Genomic DNA, 21289 nt, shown 5'->3' with positions numbered 1-21289 from the left:
GCGCATCTGGCAAATCCTCGCCGTTGAGCACTGCTCTTCTAGCGAACAACAATTTGATGGACAGCCGGTTCACAGCCCAACTTGCACCGCATCAAGCCCCAACCAGTCGGCCATGCGTTCCAACTCGGCCAGCAGTGGCCGGTGGGCTTCAGTTTCCCAGCCACGTTCAAAATGCACGCTTTTGGCGTGCAGCACCCCTCGGGCCCGATCCGCTTTCAAATCCACACGACCCACAAATTCATCGCCATAGAGGACAGGAAAGACATAATAACCGTAGCGCCGCTTGGGCTCCGGGACATAAATTTCAATCCGGTACTCGAAGTTGAAGAAGCGTTCCAAGCGTCGTCGATTAAAAACCATGGAATCAAACGGCGATAGTAGCCGCAGGTCAGACTCGATCTTGCGCGGAATCTTGGTTCCCAGCACCATGTAACAAGGTTCGGCTAGTCCAGATACCTGCACCTGCTCGATACTTCCGGCCGCTGCCTGATGCGCAAGCTCCGACTTGACGTCTCTAATGGGCAAGCGGAAATATTCAGCGACGCAGTGTGCTGTCGCAATTCCTTGAGCCGCCAGCGAGCGTTGGATCAATCGTTCAAGTGCTGCTTGGCGATGCAGTCCGTCGATCTCCAGAGGCTTTCTAAGAACGTCGTGGGCTAGTGCATACCGGCGTTCGAATTGCGAGTTCCTGCCGAGCGTGAGGATCTTGGCCCGCGCGAAGAGCGATTCCGTGACGTATTTGGTGTCGTTCCAGTTCCAGCCCCAATGTTCCTTGGAAGAAGCCGGCGCTACGTCCAATGCCGAGCTAATTTCGCGGGCGCTGGACCCGGGATTTACCGCAAGGTAGTCCATTACCCGTTGGGATAAATCCTGCTGTTCATCGGTGAACCCATCGGACTGGTCAATCCACGTGCGTCGCTGCCACAGGCGCAAATCCGGGACGAGGTCGGAACTCACTACCGAAGCCTCATGAGCCCAATATTCAGTTAAGGGGCCGCCGGGAGTACATAGGACTTTGTCCAGGCTGCCAATGTCGTAGGCACCCAGCCTTGCGAAGACCGGCATGTAATGTGCTCGGCGTACCACGTTGACTGAGTCTATTTGCAGTTGCGAGATCGCTTGGACGGTGCTGACCATTTTCCGAGCAGTAACTGGTTGTCCAGTTCTGCTTCGAGACAGGCCTTGGGCGGCCAACGCGATTCGCCGGGCCTGCTTTTGGCTCACGACGCGCTGACCGCCCAATGTGGATTGTGCGCTGATGCTTAACCCTCGGTAACTAGTGACTTGTCGCGGTACCCGCGAGTTTCAGTTGTCGATTCTTCATTGGAACTCAGCGATGGGTCCAATGAGATGACACCGTACTGGTATTGAGTGCGGCCGTATACAACCGCGTGTTCGCCCGTGGCCTCATCGATGAACAGGTAGAACGGATGCCCGACCAGCTCCATTCGATCTACTGCATCGTCAACGCTCATCACTTCAGCTGGGAAGGACTTGCGGCGAATGACCACTGGCGAATATTCGGCCACTTCTTCGGCCTGAACGGCCTCTGCCGCCTTTTGGGCTTCGAGTGTCGATTCCACCAGGGACTTCTCGCTTGAGACGGTTGGCAGGGCGCTAGTTGCCTCATGCACCGCGACCGGAGTGTGGTTGCCGCGGTGGACCTTGCGCTTGTCGCGAGCCTTGCGCAGTCTTTCCAGAAGCTTTGCGAAAGCGATGTCGAAGGCCGCAAACTTGTCTGCTCCACGAGCTTCGGCTCGAATTGCTGGTCCGCGGCTGACAACGGTCAATTCAACGGACAGCGCCGTGCTCTGGTCACGGGCATGTGATTCTTTGAGGACCTTGACGTCGATGCGTTGAACCTTGGTGGCCAGCTGGTCGACCTTGGTTATTTTTTCATCCACGTACTCACGGAAACGATCCGAAATGGTGATATTGCGTCCGCTGTAGTTCAGCTCCATGGTGTCCTCCAATAGAGAGTCGGGTGACACAACAGTCCGAAAATTCCATCCTTTCGGACTGAAGATGGGCTTTTCGCTGCATCTGTGATGCAACCCATACTTCACCTTAGGCCACCACAGCAAAGATTCAAGTCTCTAAGCGTAGTTTTCCTATCGCGTTCAGCGTAATCACTGTTCAGGCTCATGATTAGGGGGCTTGGTCAAGGCCAATACAATGCCCAAAGTGACGCTGTAACCCGCTTTATGACAGGCCATTGCAGCCTGCCTCAGGGTCGCCCCAGTGGTGAGGACATCGTCAACCAATATGACGGGGCGTCCAAGCACATCGGCACGCTCGGCGATGAAATGTTCTTGTGCGCTGCGTCGGGCTGATCCGCTCTTGAGCTTCTGCGCACCCGCAAGAACCGAGCGTGCACGGTAGTGAAGCAGGGGCCTGATGACCAGTTCGCTGGGGTACAGCCCCCTGGCCATGCCATGCTCCAGTATCGAAGCCACCGGTGAATAGCCACGCTTGCCCACGGCCTTGAGAGAACTGGGAACGGCAACAATATAGGTGGCCAACGTCCCCGGCTGCGGAATACAGCTGGAATTGATCGCTGCGGCCATGTACGGGGCAAAGACGGCGGCAAGAAAGTAGCGCTGCTTGTTCTTGAATGCCAGCATGGCACGGGCCAATTCCCTGCCATAGATACCGCAAGAACTGACCGGCAGCTGCTCGGCTATCAGCGGCAATTCGACGTAGTGGTGATGTCCATCTGGCAGCGGCGGGAGGAAAAGCTGATGCTGGATCTCGGTTCGGCATTCGGGACAGAGCCGAAAGTCAGCTCTGGAGCACACTGCGCAGCTTGTCGGCACCAGAAAATTGGCCAGCTCCCGAAGGCCGAAACTCATCCACCTCACCGAACGCTGCTGCCTAAGGGTGTCCAAGGCACGCAACCAAGCTGTCGGTATTTCCATCTTTTCAGGATGGCTTGCAAGATCGTGGCTGCGGCCAAGCTGCCGGCCGGATGTGGAAAGTGCGGGGATCTATCCCGGGTAGGCAACGTCCTGCGCAAAATCGTCGAGCTCGTGCCATGAATTGCCCACACGCGTGTAGAGCTTCTCGTTGGTTTCAGCGTAGACCTCGCGCCGTTCGCCAACGCCGGTGGCGATACCGACCATGCCCAGAAGCAGCTGCAGGTGCTCGCTGCCACCTTCAAAGGTCATCTGCGCTGCCTCTACAGCTTCAGAATCGTCCAGTGCTGCCACGATAATCGAGCTGTCTGAATCCCATAGCGCAGTATTTACCGGAACCTCCGGATACAGCCGCATCGGAGAATCGCTCAGGCCGCGCGGCACTCCTTCGGCATCGCGGATGATGCCAGCGATATAAACGGCGGTTGAATTGCCATCGGTGGCCACGATCAGGGCTCGTGCGCCATCACGGGAAATCCGCAAGGAATCAATGTTGGCGCCTTCCAGCCATGCCACATCGATCGGTCGCGCTTCGCCTTTGGTTTCGGTGTCAGCGGGAATGGCCATGATCGGGGTTTTTGCCCCGTTATCGGCCGTCCAGGTCCAGCCAGCCAGGTCCATCGAAGGCTGGATCAAATCCTTGCCTGAAAGCGCCAGCCGAAGCTTGCCCGAGTCGTCGATTCTCAAAAGCTGCGTGCGCCGGCCGTTGAGGAACGCGTAGCTGTTGCCCACCGGCGACATCGCAGGATCCCTTGGATCATAGGCCGACACATCTGGCAGTCCGCCCACCGGGATGATCGACCGGCCCTTGACATAAACCAGATCCTGGTCGGAGATGCCCACCAGCGTGTCTTGGGTGCTCGGATTGATTTCTGCCGGCTCAATCGACGATTCATTCGAAGCCAAGTTCACGTCGTTTTCTTCGCGCAGCATCTTGACCGAGTCCACCGAAGACAAGCTGGTCAACGAGGCTTCAAGCTGCTGCTTCATCAACAGCAAAGTCTGGTCGGTGGTATCGGCAAAGGAATCAGAATTCAGGTCAATGGTTGCCTCGCGATCGCGCACTGGCACCGCGGAGCGGACCAATTGGCTGGCCGAGGAGAAGGCCGAAACCACCGCGTTCTGCAGGTATGGAGCCGGCCCCTTGAGCAATGCTTCGACCATGGAGGTGGCAGTCCCGGATCCGGAGGTAAACCAGCGGACATCCGGAACGAGGTAGGCGTAGCTGGCGTCATAGAAGTACAGGGTCTGCGCGGCGAAGATCTTGGTGAAAGTCGAGGCTTCGAGCATGGTGCCATCGGGGGCATCAATAATGCGCCACTGGTCATCGACCTTGGCTACCTTGATATCCACGGCCCGGGTTGAATGGCTCGCGTAATTGGTCCGCACTCCTTGCGCGTCCACTTCCCCAGTGATTTCCAATTGGATGGTGTACTGGTTGGCGTCGGCCCCGTTAACCACGTTGAAGGCCTCATAGATCAGCGTTTGGGTGTCCCCACGCCAAGAGTTTTTCAGCTCGGCAGTCATATATTCGCGGGCCACCGCATAGTCCTCGGCGACCGATCGTCCAGCTTCGACAAAACCCTCGACGATGGCCCGGGCATCGGCGCCATCGGACGGTCCTTCAGCTGCGTAGCTGTAGCTTTCGCCGCCGCCGTCTTCTGTTCCTGCCTCGATCTGCTGCACACTGGAGGAACGCGGAATCGAGGCGCAACCGGAGAGGAGCAGCAGCCCCGCCAAGAGCGAGCAGAGCAGGACCCGCAGTTTTTGAGCCACTAGTTCTCCTCCTTTTTCGATTCGCTTCTTGGCGCGCCCGGATCAGTCACGTCATCGTCGGCCAGGGCATCGTCGAGGCCGAGGATCAATGGCGTGTAGCCAATCTTGGGCACCTCGCCGGTCAGCGGGAAGCTGTCCCCCACCGGAGGCAGGATGTTTTCCGGGACGGCCGGTTCCAGCGGCAGTGGCGAAGAATCAATTTCATGGTCTTCGGACTTGGGCAGTGTCAGGCGGAATACCGAGCCAACCTTCGGCTTGCCCCACGCCTCCAAACGCCCCTCATGCAGCCGGGTGTCTTCCATGGAGATCGACAGGCCGAGCCCGGAGCCGCCAGTGGTTCTCGCACGGGCCGGATCGGCGCGCCAGAACCTGTCGAAGACGTGCTGGCAAGCATCCTGGGACATGCCAATGCCGTAGTCGCGAACGGAAACTGCCACGGCACCCTGGTTCGCTGCGATCGTGATGTCGATCGGGTTGCTTTCGCCGTGTTCCACAGCGTTGAGAACAAGGTTGCGAATGATTCGTTCGACGCGGCGCGGATCGACTTCCGCCACGCAGCCTTCGCTCGGCGCGTTCAGCCGGATGATCGATCCGTATTCATCGGCGACCGGCGTGGCAGTCTCGATCACCTTGCGGGCGATCGCATTCAAGTCGGTGGACTCCCGGTCCAAGACTGCCACACCGGCGTCAAAGCGGGAGACTTCGAGCAGGTCATTGAGCAAGTGCTGGAAGCGCTCGATCTGGTTGTACATCAGCTCGGCAGAGCGTGCGGTGAGCGGATCGAAATCCTCGCGCGCGTCGTGGATGACTTCCGCAGCCATGCGCACCGTAGTCAGCGGGGTACGCAGCTCATGCGAAACATCGGAGACGAAGCGCTGCTGCATCGCGGAGAGATTGTTCAGCTGGGTGATCTGCTCCTGCAAGGAATGCGCCATGTGGTTGAAGGCAGTGCCCAAACGGGCCACCTCGTCCTTGCCTGCGACCTTCATGCGCCGGTCGAGATCGCCGGAGGCAATGCGCTCGGAGACGTAGGCTGCATCGGCTACCGGGCGGACCACGGTACGCGCCACCGACCAGGCCACAAAACCGACGACGGCAAGCAGGATCAAGCCGGTGAAGGCCAGGGCGCGGTTGATGAATTCCAGGGTGGACTGGACGCTGGACAGGTCGTAGACAAGGTACAGCCCGTACTCGCGGCCCGGTGGAATCAGGACCTTGGTGCCAACAACGAGACCTGGCTGGGCTTGGTCGTCATTGCCCAGTTCAACAGAACGCCAATAGATGCCCTGCTCGCCGGCGATCCTTTCGGCAAGATCCGGGGGGATCACCCGCGTGGTCAGCGATCCCGATGCCATCGGGCCGACATAGAGGCTCTGGTCACCGGCGATGGGCATGAGAACAAAGTCGCGCACCACGGTGGCGCCATCGCCTTCAAGGGAGGCAAGCGTCGAGTTGACCAGCGCCTGGGTCGAGGCGCGGTCGGTGGTTGACGCCGATTCGAGGATTGACCGGGCCTGGGTCAGGCCACGCTCGGACTCCTTGGAGATCTGATTAACACGCTCCTCGTAGAGCGTGGAGGAAATCTGGTTCGATAAGAAAGCGCCGGCCGCCAACAGAGCCAACGTGGTGAACAGCAGGGTGGAGATCACCGTGCGATAGATCAAATGCCGTTGCCAGCGCTGCCTGAGCGCCAGCAATGGGCGCCTGAGCCAGGGCTGCAACTTGGCTGGGGTGAACCGCTTCGATCGAGTTTGGGCAGACACGTCGAGCGGAATCAGCTCCTTGCCGGTCGACGTGGGTGAGCTCAACTCGCCGTACCTGCTTTGTATCCCACCCCGCGTACGGTTTGGATGATCTGCGGCTTCTCGGGGTCGATTTCGATCTTGGAACGCAGGCGCTGGACGTGGACGTTAACCAGCCGGGTATCTGCCGCGTGGCGGTAGCCCCAGACTGCTTCGAGCAGCTGCTCGCGGCTGAAGACCTGCCACGGCTTGCGGGCCATGGTCACCAGCAAATCAAATTCCAGCGGAGTCAGCGAAACGGAATCCTTGCCACGGGTGACCTGATGGCCAGCAACATCGATGGAGACTTCGCCAACCTGCAGGGTTTCGGCCGCGTGGGTCTCGCTCGGGCGCAAGCGGGCACGCACGCGAGCCACAAGTTCGGCGGGCTTGAACGGCTTGGGCACGTAGTCGTCGGCGCCGGATTCCAAGCCGCGCACCACGTCGGCGGTATCCGACTTGGCGGTCAGCATGACCACTGGGACATCGGATTCGGCACGGATCTGCTTGCAGACTTCAATGCCATCGATGCCCGGGAGCATCAGGTCCAGAAGGACCAGGTCGGGGTTGAACTCACGGAATGCTACTAGTGCACCGGATCCTTCATAGCAAAATGATGCTTCAAAGCCGTCGTTTTGCAGAACGATGCCAATCATTTCCGACAATGCCTCATCGTCGTCAACGACTAAAATCCGTGCTTTCATCCCATGTCCCCCTATAACCGTAGGCCTGAGGTTCCAACCGTCTGGTCAAACCGGGCAGATCAGCTACCCCACTCCTCCTAAGATACATGATCAGCTGCCGTATTCCGGCTGTGACCGGCACGAATAAACCAAACCGTTATGCGTCGACGCGCGTTTGCTCCAACGCCTGGGCATAGGAGGAAAGATGCTGCAAGGTGCTTACCGCCTCAGCGCTGGTGCATCGGGTGAAATCCCCACGGGGCATCAGCGTCATCGAGCCAAGCTGGCTATCTGCCAAGCCAAGTTGCCGCCACGGGCGCAAGATCGAATTAACTGCTTCGACCACACCCGGAGCCCGCAGCCCTGGAGCCAGCACTTGCAGGAAAACCTTGCCGCCGCCCTCGACAAATCCGGCCACCCGTTCCCATTGGCGATGGCCCATGCCCTGCGGGTCGATAGCCACCGCAGTGGTGCCGGCTTGGGTTAGCAGGTCCATCCGCTCGATCCATCGCTCATCGCCCGTGGACAGGTTCAGCATAGGCTGGAGCTGGTACTGCGGCCCATCGGCGGAGAGCACCTTGAAGAACTCCTCATAGCTGTTGCGCACTTCGGATCGCGGAATCGAGCGCAGCGTGCGGTAGCCGCTGGAAGTGTGGATGGTGCCATCGAGCACGTCAGCGAACTGCGGCTCATCAAGCTGCACGGTGAATGAACGCACGCTGGTGATGCGCGCGAGCCGGTCGAGGTGCTCCTTGAGCCCATGGGCGTAGGCGGCAATGATGTCCCGGCGAGCGCCATGATCGCTGATCGTCCGCTCGCCGCTGGAAAGGTAGAGGCTTGCCGCGAGGCTCCATGGCCCGAGCACCGTGAGCTTGAGCCGCTGGGCAGGCTTCTGCTCGGCACCGAGCACGTCGGCCAGCAGATTTTCGTCGCTGCGCAGGATGCTGCGTGCCCTGCGGGCATCAACACCGTCGTTCACGCCGATGCGCCAGCCGTGCGGCTGCAGGTCGAATCCGATCTCGGCGAGCAGCGTGGCGCTGCGCCCGACCGCGTCGGCCCCTACTCCTCGGTCGGCAAGCTGCGGGAAGACGGCAAGGTTCGGCTCTCCCAGCTCTCCGCGAATGATCTCGTGGATTTGCAGCGGGTCGGTTCCGGGAAACTGGCAGAACGCGGTGGCATGCACGTCGTTGCGCTCTGGCTCATGGGGCTGCTCAGGCATCGTTGTGCGAGTCGGAAATATTCTGGTGGTGGCGGATCACTTCGGAAATCACGAAATTCAGGAACTTCTCGGCGAATTCCGGATCGAGGTGCGCTTCGTGCGCCAGTGCCCGCAGGCGCTCGATCTGCGCCTTTTCGCGGTTGGGATCGCTCGGTGGAAGCTTGTGCTGGGCTTTGAGGTGTCCTACCCGCTGGGTCGCCTTGAAGCGCTCGGCCAACAGGTAGACCAGTTGTGCATCGAAATTGTCGATGCTGCCGCGGATGGCGTATAGCTCCTGAAGCACTTCATTCTGGACCTCACCGTGCAACGAGCTGGCGTGCGGGTCGAATGACTCATTCAGTGCAGTGTTTTTCGGCTCGTTCATGGTGTTAAGTTTACGGGTTCACCTGCCAAATCTCCCACAAAGTGACATGCCCCCGCTGCGCGGGTCGCGCAGCAGGGGCATGCCAGCCGGTGGTCGAATCAGGGTTGGGCCTGGTTCAGTTCTTCGATCAGTTTTCGGCGCTGGGCCTGCTCGCGCGGGTCCGGGACCGGCAGCGAGGCGATCAGCCGCTGGGTGTAGCTGTGCTGCGGGTTCGCCAGGACCTTGGACCCCAGGCCTTCTTCGATCAGGCTTCCCCGGTAGAGCACGCCCACCCAGGTGGCCAGCTGGTCAACCACGGCCAAATCGTGGGACACGAAGAGCGCGGCGAAACCGAGCTCGTTTTGCAATTCCCGGAACAGCTCAAGGACCTTGGCCTGCACTGACACGTCCAGGGCGCTGGTCGGCTCGTCGGCGATCAGCAGTTTCGGATCCAGGGCCAGCGCACGGGCCAGGGAAGCGCGCTGGCGCTGGCCGCCGGAAAGTTCGTGCGGGTAGCGCTGGGCAAATCCTGCCGGCAGCTGGACAGCCTCTAGCAACTGCGCGACCTTGGCCCGGCTTTGCGCCGGGTTGAGGTCGCGATGCACGGCCAGCGGCTCCGCTACGCATTCGCCCACGGTCAGGTGCGGGTTGAAACTTGCCGCCGGGTCCTGGAAGACAAAACCGATCTGCTCGCGCAAGGGCTTGAAGCTGTGCTCCTTGAATTGCGCCATCTCGTAGCCCAGGACCTTGAGGGATCCCGAGGTGATGCGGTTCAACCCCGCAATGCTGCGCCCAATGGTGGTCTTGCCCGATCCCGACTCGCCCACCAGGCCGTAGACCTCTCCGGCATGGATTTTCAGGTCAACGTCCTTGACCGCGGTGAATCCTGGGGCACCCAGGCGCCCGGGGAAATGAACCCCCAGCCCGGCGGCTTCCACCAGGACCTGTGCATCCTCATGGGGTCGCTGGTCCAGATGCTCGGAGGCGCTGTCCCGGCCGAGGTGCGGCACAGCGGCCAGCAAGGACTTGGTGTAGTCCTCCTGGGGCCGTTCGAACAGTTCCAGTGCCGGCGCCTGCTCGACGATCTGCCCCTGGTTCATTACGACCACGCGATCGGCGATGTCGGCGACCACGCCCATATTGTGGGTGATGATCACGATGGCGGTGCCCAGTTCCTCGCGCAGCCCACGCAGCAGCGAGAGGATTTCTGCCTGCACGGTGACGTCCAGGGCGGTGGTCGGCTCGTCGGCAACGATGAGCTTCGGCTTCAGGGCCAGGGCGGCGGCGATGACCACGCGCTGCTTCTGCCCGCCGGAGAATTGGTGCGGGTAGTAGTTCACCCGTTGCTCCGGGTCGGGAATGCCCACCTGGCGCATGGCTTCAATGGCGCGGGTCTTGGCTTCCTTCTTGGAGATCTTGTTGTGGGTGCGAATCCCTTCCATGATCTGCCAGCCCACGGTGAACACCGGGTTCAGCGCGGTAGAAGGCTCCTGGAACACCATGGCCACATCGCGGCCGCGCACGGCGCGCAATTGGGAGCCGTGCAGGGTGAGCATATTCTTGCCGTTGAGGTAGACCCCGCCGTGGGCGGCACCGTTTTCCGCGAGAATGCCCAGGGCGGTGCGGGCCGTGACCGACTTGCCCGAACCTGATTCGCCAACAATCGCCAGGATCTCTCCGGCCTTCACTTCGAGATCCACTCCCCGCACCGCTGGCACTGCTCCGGCGTCGGTGACAAAGTCGATATTCAGCCCTTCAATGCGAAGGACATCGGTCCCCGCGTCCTGAGCGCGACGGGTATCGGTTGAACTCTGCTTCACTGGGCTGCTCCTGCCTGTGCGGACTGCGTGATTCGCTTGGCTTTCTTCCGGCTGAAGCGCCGCAGCCGTGGATCATTCAGGTCATTCATGGACTCCCCGACCAGGGTCAGGCCCATGACGGTCAGCACGATGGCCAAGCCCGGGAACAGGCCCGTCCACCAGATGCCGCTGGTGGCATCGGACATCGCGCGATTCAGGTCGTAGCCCCATTCGGAGGCCGCGGTTGGTTCGATGCCAAAGCCCAGGAAGCCCAAGCCCGCCAAGGTCAGCAGCGCTTCGGTGGCGTTCAAGGTGAAGATCAGCGGCAGGGTGCGAGTGGAATTGCGCAACAGGTGGGTGAACATCACTCGCCACGGGCTGGCACCGATCACCTGAGCCGACTCGACAAACGGTTCGGCCTTCAGGCGCATGACTTCGGCGCGGACCACTCGGAAATACTGCGGTATGAACACCACGGTGATGGAAATGGCCGCGGCCATGATGCCGCCGAAGAGCGAGGACTGCCCCTGCGAGATCACGATGGACATGACGATGGCCAGCAGCAACGAAGGGAAAGCGTAGATCGCGTCGGCGAGAACAACCATGATCCGGTCGAACCAGCCGCCGAGGTAGCCGGAGACCAGGCCCAGCAGAACTCCGACGAACAGGGACATGACCACGGCGGCCACAATGACCCAGATGGCGGTTTGCGCGCCATACAGGGTGCGGGTGAACACGTCATAGCCAGTGGAAGTGGTGCCCCAGATGAACTTGCCATCCGGTGCGGCCTGCCGCGGGAAATCCCCGGAGGCATCCGAGGACTGGGCGAAGTCGAAGGGCGCGATCAGCGGTGCCAAGAGCGCGCACAGGAGGAATAGTGCCGAGAGCACGAGGCCGGCAATCAGCATGCCGCGCTGCAGCCCGGAGGACATCCGCAGGTGCGAAATCACCGGGAGTTGTTTCAGCCGGGAACCGGCGGAGGTTGGCAAGGTGGGCGTAGCCATGTTTAGTACCTGACTCTCGGATCGATCAATGCGGCCAGCACGTCAACGATGAAGTTGGTGACGGCAACGATTATGGCCAGCAGCACCACGATGCCCTGTACTGCAACAAAGTCGCGGGCCGTGAGGTATTCGGCGAGCTTGAAGCCCAGGCCGGACCATTCGAAGGTGGTCTCGGTCAGCACGGCCCCGCCGAGCAGCATGGCGATTTGCAGGCCCATGACGGTGATGATGGGAATCAGCGCCGGACGGTAGGCGTGCTTGGTGGTCAGGCGGAATTCGCTCACGCCGCGTGAACGTCCCGCTTCGACATACTCGCGTCCCAGGGTTCCGATGGCGTTGGTGCGCACCAAACGCAGGAATACGCCGCCGGTGAGCAGGCCGAGAGCCAGTGCGGGAAGCAGCGCGTGCTCTGCGACATTCCAGAAGGCGCCCATGTTGCCGCTGCGAAGCGCATCGAGCCAGTAGATGCCCGAGGGACTCTGCAGGCCGGTGAGCTCCAGTTCGGTCTGCCAGTCTGCACGACCGCTGATCGGAAGCCAGCCCAGCCAGACGCCGAAAATCAGCTTCAGGACAAGCCCGGCAAAGAAGACCGGAGTGGCGTAGCCCAGGATGGCCAGGATGCGCAGAATGGCGTCCGGGTAGCGGTCGCGGAATTTCGCGGCGACCAGGCCCAGCGGGATGCCCACCAGCAGGGCAACGATCACCGAGTTGATGGCCAGCTCCAAGGTGGCGGCGCCATAGGTGGTCAAAACCTCGGTCACCGCACGGTTGTCGCTGAGGGTCCGGCCCAGATCGCCGCTGAAGACCTGCCCCAGGTATTCGAAGTACTGGATCAGGATTGGCCGGTCATATCCGGCCTCGTGGATTCGCGCTGCGAGCTGGTCGGGGGTCAGCCGTCCGCCCATGGCTGCGGTGATCGGATCTCCGGTCACTCGCATCAGGAAGAACACCACTGTGATGAGGATGAAGACAGTGGGGATGATCAGCAAAAATCGCGTGATCAAGTAGCGCAGGAACCCGCCTCCTTGGTTCTTGGCTTTGGGTGCTGCTATCGGGCTGGTTTCTTGGCCCGGTGGTGACGTGATGGTCATCGTCAGTCCTTATAGTTCAGGATGCTTGGCACTATGCCACCGCAAGGTGCTGCGATGGCACATGCCAAGGGGATCCAGCATGTGCGTGGTGTACGGCGCACGCCGGATCCCCTTCGATTGGATGTTTGCAGGCAGGCTGGTTACTTGCTCAGTACGCCCAGGCGGAACTTGAATGATGCATCCAAGGTCTTGTCGACGTCCTTGACGTCCTTGCCTGCGACGGCCACCTGTGCGCCCTGCAGCAGCGGCAGCGTGGACAGGTCCTCAGCTACCATGGTTTGCAGTTTCCCGATCGCCGCGGTTCGCTCGCCAGCGTCGGTCATGCCGCGCTGGTCAGCAATCAGCTTGTCGACTTCTGGATTGTCGTAGTTGTTCGACAGGAAGTTGTCCTTGGCGAAGAACGGCGAGAGGTAGTTGTCGGCATCCGAGTAGTCCGGGAACCAGCCCAATTGGTAGGCCGGGTAGTCGGTGACGCGCTGCTTCTGGTAGGTCACCCATTCGGTGGACTTCAGATCGACGTCGAACAGGCCATCGGCCTCCAGCTGCTTTTCAACCAGTGCGTATTCGTCACCGGAATTCGGACCGTAGTGGTCCGGGTTGTACTGCAGGGCCAGCTTGACCGGAGTGTCCACACCGGCATCTTCCAGCACCTTCTTGGCCTTGGCGGCATCCGGCTTGCCGTCGGTGCCGTACATGTCCTTGAGCGGTTCGGTTGCCCCGGTGAAACCCTGCGGAACATAGGAGTATGCCGGGGTGTAGGTGTCCTTGTAGACGTTCTTCGCGATTGCTTCGCGGTCAACCAGATGGGCCGCTGCCTGGCGGACAGCCAGGGACTTTGCCTCATCGGCATCGGCAGTCTTGGCGCCGTATGGCATGGTGTCGAAGTTGAAGACGATGTAGCGCAATTCGCCACCTGGGCCCTTGTGCACGGCCAGATTCTCGTCCTTGCCAAGGTCCTCGATATCGGTAGGCGTCAGCGAACGCCAGGCGACGTCGATCTTGCCTTCCTGGACCTCAAGCTTGAGGTTGTTGGCATCTGCGTAGTACTTGATCGCGGCCTTGCTGTTGGCCGGCTTTCCAAGCACGCCCGCGTAGGAGTCGTTGGCGCTGAACGAGATCAGGTTGTTCTTGCTGTAGGAATCAATGACGTACTGTCCGCCAAAGGCCTTGCCTTCAACGATCTTCTGGTCCTCCAGGAGCTTGTCCGCCGGGAAGACTTCGTCATCGACGATCGGGCCAACTGGCGAGGTGAGCACCTGCGGGAAGGTCTGGTCGTTGGCGACCTTCAGCTTGAATACGACGGTGGTGGCGTCTGGCGCTTCGATGGATTCCACGTTGCCGAGCAGCGATGATGGTCCGTTCGGGTCCGCGATCTTCAGCTGGCGGTCAAAGGTGAACTTCACGTCCTTGGAGTCGAGGTCGTGTCCGTTGGCCCACTTCAAACCGCTCTTGAGCTTCACAGTGTATTCGGTAGGCGTAGTGAATTCCGCCGATTCTGCCAAGCTCATCGAAGGCTCGGGGCTGCCCGGCTCGGAGTTCAGCAAGAACGGGAAAATCTGGTTCATGACCATGAATGAGCCGTTGTCGTAGGAACCGGCTGGGTCAAGGGAGGTCACTTTGTCGGTGGTGCCCAAGGTGATGGGGGCGCTGGATTCGCCCGAGCCACCAGAGTTGCTGTCTTCTGAGGCTGAGGTGCAACCAGTCAGAGCCAGGGCAGAAATACCCACAACGGCTGCTGCGAGTCGCAGTCCGTTCTTTGTGCGAGTCATGAATCATCCTTTTCTAGATACACGCATGTGTGGTGATGATTAACACATGTTTCACATATCCTATGTGATGCACGGCACTATTGACGAGCGATCATCGGGATTATCGGCAAAAAGTGAGCCCTCGGTCGTACCTCGTTGCGCTTGGGACCACGGGGATTTTCGGCGATGCCGGCACCGCCAAAAAATTCTTACCGCGCGTATTCCCCGGTGGCATAAGCTAGATGTCAATGATGACTCGTAGAGACGCGGCAATCGCGTTAGATATCCCTGTAGAGATGGCCAAGCGCCATGGCGTACCTTCGCGCATGTCTGAAGCAGAATTCCGGGAGCTGAACACCAACCCGCCTGCGTGGCTGGTTCAGTCAAGGGCCAACCGAACTGGCAAACGCCCGGTATGGGTTCACCTGGTATGCGAAGTCTGCGGGTTCAGCGAATATGAGCGCCCGAAGAAGTGGTGGCCGACCTTCGACTTTGTGCACTGCCACAGCCACTCCCCGGCCCAGCTTCCAAAGCTAGAGGCCGGCAAGACTCGCGTTGAGTACCAAGACATTTCAGCACATATGTTTGGCATCGTTGACGAGGACTAGCCAAGAACAAGATTCATGCCTTCGATAATGAAAAGGGCATAAAAATGCCTCCGGGATCAGATGCCAACGCATCCGGTCCCGGAGGTATTTGCTGTATTAGCGGACCTTTTCGGAGTCCCAAGCGCTCGAACGAGCCGAATCGATGGTTGCCTGTCCAAGCACTCGGCTGCCCTGGTAAACCACCATGGTCTGGCCGGGCGCTACTCCGCGCATGCCTTCTGGCAGGTTGACGACCAGTTCGTCGTGCCCTTCTTCGGAACGCTCCAAGTGCGCCACGGCTTCTACAGGATCCCCGTGCGCACGGACCTGGACCATGCAGTTGAACTTCTCGCCGGTGAATACCTCTGCGATAGGCAAGCCGGCCCATGAGATGCGGATTCCACGTAGCTGGTCAACGGCCAGCAACGCCTCTGGTCCGACGATCACCTTGTTTTCCTTCGGACGGATTTCCAGCACGAAGCGCGGCTTTCCGTCGGAAGCTGGGCGGCCTAGGCGCAATCCCTTGCGCTGGCCCACGGTGAAGGCCTGGGCGCCTTCGTGCTCGCCAAGCGGGTTGCCCTCATGGTCTACGATCTCGCCCGGCTTCATTTCGATGCGCTCTGCGAGCCACCCTCGGGTGTCGCCGTCCGGGATGAAGCAGATGTCGTAGCTATCAGGCTTATTGGCAACGGTCAGGCCACGGGCGGCAGCTTCGGCGCGGACTTCGGCTTTGGATGGGGTCTCGGCCAGCGGGAACATGCAGTGCTCCAGCTGCTCGTGGGTCAGCACGCCCAGAACATAGGACTGGTCCTTGGCCCAGTCAGCTGCTCGATGCAGCTGGGGTGCGCCGTTCTCGTCGCGCAGAACCTTGGCGTAGTGGCCGGTGCACACTGCGTCAAACCCCAAGGCCAACGCCTTCTCCAGCAGCGCAGCGAACTTGATCTTCTCGTTGCAACGCATGCAAGGGTTCGGGGTGCGCCCTGCTTCGTATTCATCCACGAAGTCCTGTACGACGTCTTCTGCGAAGCGGTCGGAGAAGTCCCACACGTAGAACGGGATACCCAATTTATCGCAGGCGCGCCACGCATCATTGGAGTCTTCGACAGTGCAGCAACCACGCGAACCAGTGCGCAAAGTTCCTGGCATGCGCGAAAGCGCCAAGTGCACGCCGACAACGTCGTGGCCGGCTTCAACTGCGCGGGCCGCGGCTACGGCCGAATCCACGCCTCCGGACATCGCTGCTAGTACCTTCATCGTGTAAAACCTGTTCCTGCCGTGTGGATGCTGCTTTCATCGGCTGCCATGCCAGCCTTTTTTGCCCGTGCATATGCTTCGGGCAAAGCGTCTATTAATGCGTCAACGTCAGAACGCGTTGATGTATGCCCCAATGTGAAGCGTTGCACACTTCGTGCGCTGCGCGCATCGCGTCCCATCGCCAATAAAACATGCGAGGGTTGCGGAACACCAGCGGTGCACGCTGAGCCAGTGGATGATGCGATTCCGAACATGTCCAGCAAGAAGAGCAACGAGTCGCCCTCGCATTCGGGGAATGTGAAATGCAGGTTTCCCGGAAGCCGCTTGCCTTCGTTGGCGGCATCGCGGGGGCCGTTGAAGACGGCTTCCGGAATCATCTCGGTGATGCGCTGCACTGCATACTCGCGCAATTCGCTTAGCCGTGAAGCTTCGTCATCCAGCTGCGCCCGTACCGCCGTCGCGGCTGCGGCAAAACCCGCCGCGCTAGCTGCGTTGAGCGTTCCCGAACGCAGCTTCCGTTCATGGCCGCCGCCATGCTGCACCGGGGTAAGCACGATATCCCGGCGCACCAGCAAACCGCCAATGCCCACTGGCCCGCCAATCTTGTGTGCGCTGATAGCCATGGTGGCGAGGTGTGATTCTGCAAAGTTCACGTCCACGGCGCCGAAAGCCTGCACCGCGTCCGAATGCACCGGAATTCCATACTGGGATGCCAACGCGGCAAATTCGGCCACCGGTTGCACGGTGCCCACCTCGTTATTGGCCCACATCAATGTGGCTAGGGCAATCTGTTCGTGATGCTGATCAAAAAGCGACGCCGCAGTTGAAAGATCCACGACCCCATCCTGATCCACTGGAAGCCATAGAAGGGTCGCGTTTTCGTGTTCTTCAAGCCACATGGCGGTATCCAAAACCGCGTGGTGCTCTATTCCGGTTAGCGCGATAGTACGCGCCTGGTCGTTTGCGGCGACGCGGTTCCAGAACAAGCCTTTGATGGCCAAATTGTCAGACTCCGTACCACCCGAAGTGAAAATCAGCTCGCTCAGATGCGCGCCGACGGCCTGGGCGACAGCGAGGCGGGCGTCATCCACGGCCCTGTTGGCACGGCGTCCGGCACCATGCAGGGACGAGGGGTTGCCGGTGCACGCGTACTGCTCAGTGATGGCAGCCAAGGCTGCAGGATTCAGATCGGTGGTTGCCGCGTGATCCAGGTAAACGGCGGAAGTATTCATAACCCCTTAATGGTACGGCTTTACAGACCCTCGTTTGAATGGCCAATCCGTGTGAATTGGCCGACCTCAATGGTTTCAAGGCCAGGATTTTCTAGCACCGCCTCGATCAGCGCCGCGGGCCCGCCAAGAAGGGTGCAGTCGTCGTATGGCTCAGTTGAGAGCATCCAGCTGCGATCCGCCGGAAAAGCCAAAGCCGGTCGCTGGCGTTGTGCTCCGTCCACTGTTTCGGCCCACAGCGGATGTGCCAGGAACTGCGCATCGGCTTCGAACAGGTGATAGTTGCGGTATCCGCCGTCCAATTCCAGTGGTGCCGCGTTCAAGATTTCTGGCCCGAATGCAGGCTTTTGGGCCTCGGCCAACGCCGTTTGGTACGCTTCCCGATTCTCTTCATCGCTCAGCTGCGGATCCGGCTCTTGCTCGATTTGGATTCTCTCGCCGCCCTCAATGAAGGCATACCCGGCCCACAACCCGATAACATACTTCTGTTCTGGCTTGGCGCCATGGATGAGGGTATCGATGAGCGATTGCCACTGCTGCTCCGGAAGCTGATCCAGCGGCAAGTCGGTGTCTACCCACGCGTCTTCTTCCACCGGATCGCCCTGGGCGTCCAAACCAGCCACAGTTTCAAACAAGTCTGCCGCTGTAATGATGTGGTTGCGGCTCTGGGCTACAGTCCCCCAGTTGACCAGTTGGTCGTCTTCATCCAGAGCTGGGTGCAAGATCCGAACGTATCGTTCGTAGCCTTCCGGAACTTGCGCCACCACCGTTGAAGGATCCGCCGACGAGCAGGCCGAGGCAATCCATTGGCCTTGCTCTGATGAAATATGTGAAAACTGCATGTCCTTAGCCTAACCATGTCAATGTGTGAAATCTGCTTTGGGAATGTGGTCGGTGGTATGAATGAATAAATACCTCGTGACCCGCGACGTTTACTGCAAGGGAGCTTTCATCGATGTTCAGGCCTGAGTTGCTAGATCCCATCCACGAGTTTTCTCGGCAATCCATCGATTTCTCTCGAAGAATAGCCATCATGGCAGTGATCAACCGCACCCCGGATTCCTTCTACGATGCCGGGTCCACCTTCGGACTTGACCAGGCCGTGTCCGCAGCTTTGCAGGCTGTCAATGACGGCGCCGATTGGGTTGATATTGGGGGCGTGCCCTTCTCGCCTGGGCCTGAGCTTGCATGGGAAGAGGAAGCTGAGCGAATTGTCCCCGTCATACAGGCTGTTCGAGAATACAGCGACGCGATCATTTCAGCGGACACTTTTCAGCCCAGGGTTGCCCAAGCGGCCATCGATGCCGGCGCCGATGTCATCAATGACACGACTGGCCTCGCCTATCCCGAACTGGCCGAAGTCGTCGCCAAGAACAATGTGCATTTAGTGATAACCCACTCGCTGGCCAAGCCGCGAACAATTTACCCTCGACCGCATTATGCCGATGTGGTTGCGGACGTAAGACAGTATTTGAAGGACAAAATTGAAGTGGCTATCGCTGCTGGAATTTCACCATCAAAAATCATTGTTGACCCGGGTCATGATCTCAATAAAAACACACGGCACACTCTTGAGATCACCAAGAGTTTCCAAGCGTTTTCGGACTTGGGATTCCCGGCACTTGCCGCCGTTTCGAACAAGGACTTCATCGGCGAAACCTTGGACCTGCCAAAAGCCGAGCGTACTCTCGGCTCCATGGTCGCAGCCACAATTTGCGCCATGAATGGAGCCCGAATTTTGCGCATGCACAACATCCCCGAGTCGGTGCAAACTGTTCGACTTATTGAAGCCGCGCAGGGCTGGCGCGAACCGGCTTACCAGATTCACAATATGGGTGATGTGAATCCCCCAGCGCATCCCGAACGAGAACCCAGCAAGTAAAGGAACGACATACATGCGAGCCCTGCTTCCAGAGCCAATCAACAACGTCAGCGATGAACAGCTGTTGGAACGCTATGACAGTGCACAGCGCCCCTTTGTGCGTTTCAATTTTGTCAGCAGCATCGATGGCAGCGCCCAAGCCGATGGCTTGTCCGCGAAATTGGGTTCAAAGGGCGACCAGAGAATTTTCGCTCTGCTTCGCCGTCTAGCTGACGTTATCGTCGTTGGCGCCGGTACAGTCCGCGCCGAGGGCTACGAAGGCGCCCTGGTTTCGGCAGAAGAACAAGAGTGGCGCACCCGCAGTGGGCTATCCGCCAATCCGGCATTGGCACTGGTCTCTGCCGGTTTGCATTTGAACCCCTCCGCAGAGATCTTCAGCCAGTCGCCTGTTCCAGTCATCGTCTTCACCACCGTTGAAGTTACGGACGAGCAACGCGAATCCTACGGAAACGGCGTTGAGCTCATTCAGGTTTCGCAGAGGGAAGGAGGATGCGACCCCAAGGAAGTCGTAGACCACCTGACCCTGCGCGGACTGGGATTCGTTCATTGCGAGGGCGGGCCTCATATCTTCGGCCAGTTCATGGCTGCTGGCATGGTGGATTCGGCTTGCCTCAGCTATTCTCCGGTTGTCGTAGCCGGTAACGGAATGCGTATTGCAGCCCATGCCCGGCAGACATTCCAGCGCTTTTCCTTGAAACATTTATATGAAGAAGAGAGCATGCTCTTCTGCGACTACAGGATCGACCAATAAGCGCGAAGATTCTGGAGAGGACGCGAACACTGATGTGCACTCCTCCTGGCAACAAGCGGTTGTTTCGACCAGTTCGCGCAAATGCCCATTGCTTGCTGTGGTGGCGCCAAATCCTGGACGTGATAAGACCCGCAGCTTTGCCCGCGAGCGGTCGGAAAACCATGTGGTCGATCCCGGCAAGATCAAAAGTCTTCACGTGAATTGTGATTGCTGAGCTGTGAGCACAACCCGATTATTTGTGGGGCTCCATTAGCTAAACTGGAATGCACTGGCACATTGCCTACCCATTCGAGAGGACCTACCTGGACCATGAGCACGCCGAGCCCTTACGAAATCCTTGGTGTTGCTTCTTCGGCCAGCATGGAAGAGATCAAGATTGCCTATCGCCGGGCGGCCAGGGCAACGCATCCAGATCTGGGTGGCAGCGAGGAAAAATTCAAGGAAGTCCAACAGGCATTTCAGGATATCTCTGCTCTGGCGAGCCCTTTAAGCCACGACCAAACTTTTCAAAAGCCTGGCGAAGCACCCCGCGCCGGATTCCCCGCCCGTCCATTTGATGAGCGACTGCGCAAATCACCCCAGCAACCAAAAGCTCAACAGTCTACGAAATACGTTCCTGAGTTCTCAGATGCGTCGTTCACCTGGTTGAGCAGAGAACTTTCCGAACAGAAGATTCACGGCGAACCACGCAAGCGCGGCTTGTTCTCCAACAGGGCGCGATTGGTCCGAGAAGCCAACACGATCAACTTGCTGAGCAAGAACGTGCTGAACGTATTGCCAGCCGCCCGCCTCGTTAATGGGGTGGCCGCACCGCACAGTGGCCACTATGACCACGTGCTGGTGGCCGGTTATCGCATGGCGGTCATCAATACTATGACGCTGCCAGAGGGCTATTACTCTTTCGACGGCAATGTGCTGCGTCATGGAAATAAGATGACCCAACCGCCCGCCTTCTCAATCTCCGCACTCCAGCGAAGCTTCATGCAGATGAACGTGATGGCATTTACCTTGGTTCTCTCCCCAAACGGGAATCGGCACGAACCGGTTATCGAATACCACCGCAATGCGAATCCAGCCCTTGCAACGACCCCGAATGTGCTCAACGCGGCTGGGCTCGTGAGGGAACTAAAACTGTTCTTGGGGTCAGGACCTACCCCAAATATTGTCGACCGTGCGTCCTTGGCCCATTTACGCGAGGCGATGTACTGAGTTCAATGGCGCGAATGC

The 21289-nt window shown here is 59.4% G+C and carries 19 protein-coding genes; 4 read left to right on the top strand and 15 right to left on the bottom strand.

Annotated features, from left to right (window positions below; translation table 11 throughout):
• Positions 1-69: 69 nt before the first annotated feature.
• From ACT7DV_RS12735 to ACT7DV_RS12680, 12 genes are all read right to left on the bottom strand, one after another.
• Positions 70-1137 (bottom strand): winged helix-turn-helix domain-containing protein, encoded by a 1068-nt coding sequence (locus ACT7DV_RS12735; RefSeq protein ID WP_444663035.1) that lies wholly within the window; start codon positions 1135-1137, stop codon positions 70-72.
• Between the two features lie 125 nt (positions 1138-1262).
• Positions 1263-1961 carry a ribosome hibernation-promoting factor, HPF/YfiA family gene (gene hpf / locus ACT7DV_RS12730; RefSeq protein WP_084793418.1) on the bottom strand — a complete coding sequence of 233 codons (699 nt, stop codon included), beginning with the start codon at positions 1959-1961 and terminating at the stop codon, positions 1263-1265.
• A gap of 168 nt (positions 1962-2129) precedes the next feature.
• Positions 2130-2918 (bottom strand): ComF family protein, encoded by a 789-nt coding sequence (locus ACT7DV_RS12725; RefSeq protein ID WP_444663033.1) that lies wholly within the window; start codon positions 2916-2918, stop codon positions 2130-2132.
• 69 nt (positions 2919-2987) lie between these two features.
• Complete coding sequence (locus tag ACT7DV_RS12720; protein WP_444663031.1) at positions 2988-4691, bottom strand: LpqB family beta-propeller domain-containing protein; 1704 nt, start codon at positions 4689-4691, stop codon at positions 2988-2990.
• Positions 4691-6499: an MtrAB system histidine kinase MtrB gene (gene mtrB / locus ACT7DV_RS12715; protein WP_444663029.1), complete on the bottom strand. Its 1809-nt coding sequence runs from the start codon at positions 6497-6499 to the stop codon at positions 4691-4693. The genes ACT7DV_RS12720 and mtrB overlap by 1 nt, the downstream gene beginning before the upstream one ends.
• The gene (gene mtrA, locus ACT7DV_RS12710; RefSeq protein ID WP_444663026.1) at positions 6496-7176 is read right to left on the bottom strand and encodes an MtrAB system response regulator MtrA; all 681 of its coding nucleotides are present in this window, start codon (positions 7174-7176) and stop codon (positions 6496-6498) included. The genes mtrB and mtrA overlap by 4 nt, the downstream gene beginning before the upstream one ends.
• A 136-nt stretch (positions 7177-7312) precedes the next feature.
• Positions 7313-8374 (bottom strand): hypothetical protein, encoded by a 1062-nt coding sequence (locus tag ACT7DV_RS12705; protein ID WP_444663024.1) that lies wholly within the window; start codon positions 8372-8374, stop codon positions 7313-7315.
• Positions 8367-8738, bottom strand: coding sequence for a chorismate mutase (locus tag ACT7DV_RS12700; RefSeq protein WP_060702006.1), 372 nt, complete (start codon positions 8736-8738; stop codon positions 8367-8369). The genes ACT7DV_RS12705 and ACT7DV_RS12700 overlap by 8 nt, the downstream gene beginning before the upstream one ends.
• A gap of 98 nt (positions 8739-8836) precedes the next feature.
• Positions 8837-10537 (bottom strand): dipeptide ABC transporter ATP-binding protein, encoded by a 1701-nt coding sequence (locus ACT7DV_RS12695; RefSeq protein ID WP_444663022.1) that lies wholly within the window; start codon positions 10535-10537, stop codon positions 8837-8839.
• Positions 10534-11520, bottom strand: coding sequence for an ABC transporter permease (locus ACT7DV_RS12690; protein ID WP_444663020.1), 987 nt, complete (start codon positions 11518-11520; stop codon positions 10534-10536). The genes ACT7DV_RS12695 and ACT7DV_RS12690 overlap by 4 nt, the downstream gene beginning before the upstream one ends.
• A gap of 2 nt (positions 11521-11522) precedes the next feature.
• Positions 11523-12611, bottom strand: a complete 1089-nt coding sequence (locus ACT7DV_RS12685) for an ABC transporter permease (RefSeq protein ID WP_444663018.1) — start codon at positions 12609-12611, stop codon at positions 11523-11525.
• A gap of 140 nt (positions 12612-12751) precedes the next feature.
• Entirely contained in the window at positions 12752-14380 is a 1629-nt protein-coding gene (locus ACT7DV_RS12680) for an ABC transporter substrate-binding protein (protein WP_444663016.1), read from the bottom strand.
• Positions 14381-14607: 227 nt separating this feature from the next.
• Between ACT7DV_RS12680 and ACT7DV_RS12675 the strand changes: the two genes are divergently transcribed.
• The gene (locus tag ACT7DV_RS12675) at positions 14608-14967 is read left to right on the top strand and encodes a hypothetical protein (protein ID WP_060703419.1); all 360 of its coding nucleotides are present in this window, start codon (positions 14608-14610) and stop codon (positions 14965-14967) included.
• A 96-nt stretch (positions 14968-15063) separates the two neighbouring features.
• Here ACT7DV_RS12675 and mnmA read toward each other — a convergent pair whose 3' ends face one another.
• The 3 genes from mnmA to ACT7DV_RS12660 are packed head-to-tail and all read right to left on the bottom strand — an operon-like array spanning position 15064 to position 18271.
• Positions 15064-16200 (bottom strand): tRNA 2-thiouridine(34) synthase MnmA, encoded by a 1137-nt coding sequence (gene mnmA / locus ACT7DV_RS12670; RefSeq protein ID WP_444663014.1) that lies wholly within the window; start codon positions 16198-16200, stop codon positions 15064-15066.
• Positions 16197-17432 (bottom strand): cysteine desulfurase family protein, encoded by a 1236-nt coding sequence (locus ACT7DV_RS12665; protein ID WP_444663012.1) that lies wholly within the window; start codon positions 17430-17432, stop codon positions 16197-16199. The genes mnmA and ACT7DV_RS12665 overlap by 4 nt, the downstream gene beginning before the upstream one ends.
• A 20-nt stretch (positions 17433-17452) precedes the next feature.
• Positions 17453-18271 carry a hypothetical protein gene (locus ACT7DV_RS12660; protein ID WP_444663010.1) on the bottom strand — a complete coding sequence of 273 codons (819 nt, stop codon included), beginning with the start codon at positions 18269-18271 and terminating at the stop codon, positions 17453-17455.
• 113 nt (positions 18272-18384) lie between these two features.
• On the opposite strand from ACT7DV_RS12660, the gene folP reads away from it, so the two are divergent.
• From folP to ACT7DV_RS12645, 3 genes are all read left to right on the top strand, one after another.
• Complete coding sequence (gene folP / locus ACT7DV_RS12655; protein WP_444663008.1) at positions 18385-19311, top strand: dihydropteroate synthase; 927 nt, start codon at positions 18385-18387, stop codon at positions 19309-19311.
• A gap of 13 nt (positions 19312-19324) precedes the next feature.
• A complete protein-coding gene (locus tag ACT7DV_RS12650) occupies positions 19325-20062 on the top strand; it encodes a pyrimidine reductase family protein (protein WP_444663007.1) in 738 nt (245 codons plus the stop codon).
• A 309-nt stretch (positions 20063-20371) separates the two neighbouring features.
• Positions 20372-21271 (top strand): J domain-containing protein, encoded by a 900-nt coding sequence (locus tag ACT7DV_RS12645; protein ID WP_444663005.1) that lies wholly within the window; start codon positions 20372-20374, stop codon positions 21269-21271.
• Positions 21272-21289 lie beyond the last annotated feature (18 nt).

Origin of the sequence: Glutamicibacter sp. TV12E, from assembly GCF_052441935.1 — a bacterium.
Classification (GTDB): Bacteria; Actinomycetota; Actinomycetes; order Actinomycetales; family Micrococcaceae; genus Glutamicibacter.
This window is presented reverse-complemented; position numbering and strand designations above follow the sequence as displayed.

Coding starts and splice junctions, on each gene's coding strand:
- ACT7DV_RS12735 (WP_444663035.1), bottom strand. CDS start 1,137: ATGGTCAGCACCGTCCAAGCGATCTCGCAACTGCAAATAGACTCAGTC.
- hpf (WP_084793418.1), bottom strand. CDS start 1,961: ATGGAGCTGAACTACAGCGGACGCAATATCACCATTTCGGATCGTTTC.
- ACT7DV_RS12725 (WP_444663033.1), bottom strand. CDS start 2,918: ATGGAAATACCGACAGCTTGGTTGCGTGCCTTGGACACCCTTAGGCAG.
- mtrA (WP_444663026.1), bottom strand. CDS start 7,176: ATGAAAGCACGGATTTTAGTCGTTGACGACGATGAGGCATTGTCGGAA.
- ACT7DV_RS12705 (WP_444663024.1), bottom strand. CDS start 8,374: ATGCCTGAGCAGCCCCATGAGCCAGAGCGCAACGACGTGCATGCCACC.
- ACT7DV_RS12700 (WP_060702006.1), bottom strand. CDS start 8,738: ATGAACGAGCCGAAAAACACTGCACTGAATGAGTCATTCGACCCGCAC.
- ACT7DV_RS12690 (WP_444663020.1), bottom strand. CDS start 11,520: ATGGCTACGCCCACCTTGCCAACCTCCGCCGGTTCCCGGCTGAAACAA.
- ACT7DV_RS12685 (WP_444663018.1), bottom strand. CDS start 12,611: ATGACCATCACGTCACCACCGGGCCAAGAAACCAGCCCGATAGCAGCA.
- ACT7DV_RS12680 (WP_444663016.1), bottom strand. CDS start 14,380: ATGACTCGCACAAAGAACGGACTGCGACTCGCAGCAGCCGTTGTGGGT.
- ACT7DV_RS12675 (WP_060703419.1), top strand. CDS start 14,608: ATGATGACTCGTAGAGACGCGGCAATCGCGTTAGATATCCCTGTAGAG.
- mnmA (WP_444663014.1), bottom strand. CDS start 16,200: ATGAAGGTACTAGCAGCGATGTCCGGAGGCGTGGATTCGGCCGTAGCC.
- ACT7DV_RS12665 (WP_444663012.1), bottom strand. CDS start 17,432: ATGAATACTTCCGCCGTTTACCTGGATCACGCGGCAACCACCGATCTG.
- ACT7DV_RS12660 (WP_444663010.1), bottom strand. CDS start 18,271: ATGCAGTTTTCACATATTTCATCAGAGCAAGGCCAATGGATTGCCTCG.
- folP (WP_444663008.1), top strand. CDS start 18,385: ATGTTCAGGCCTGAGTTGCTAGATCCCATCCACGAGTTTTCTCGGCAA.
- ACT7DV_RS12650 (WP_444663007.1), top strand. CDS start 19,325: ATGCGAGCCCTGCTTCCAGAGCCAATCAACAACGTCAGCGATGAACAG.
- ACT7DV_RS12645 (WP_444663005.1), top strand. CDS start 20,372: ATGAGCACGCCGAGCCCTTACGAAATCCTTGGTGTTGCTTCTTCGGCC.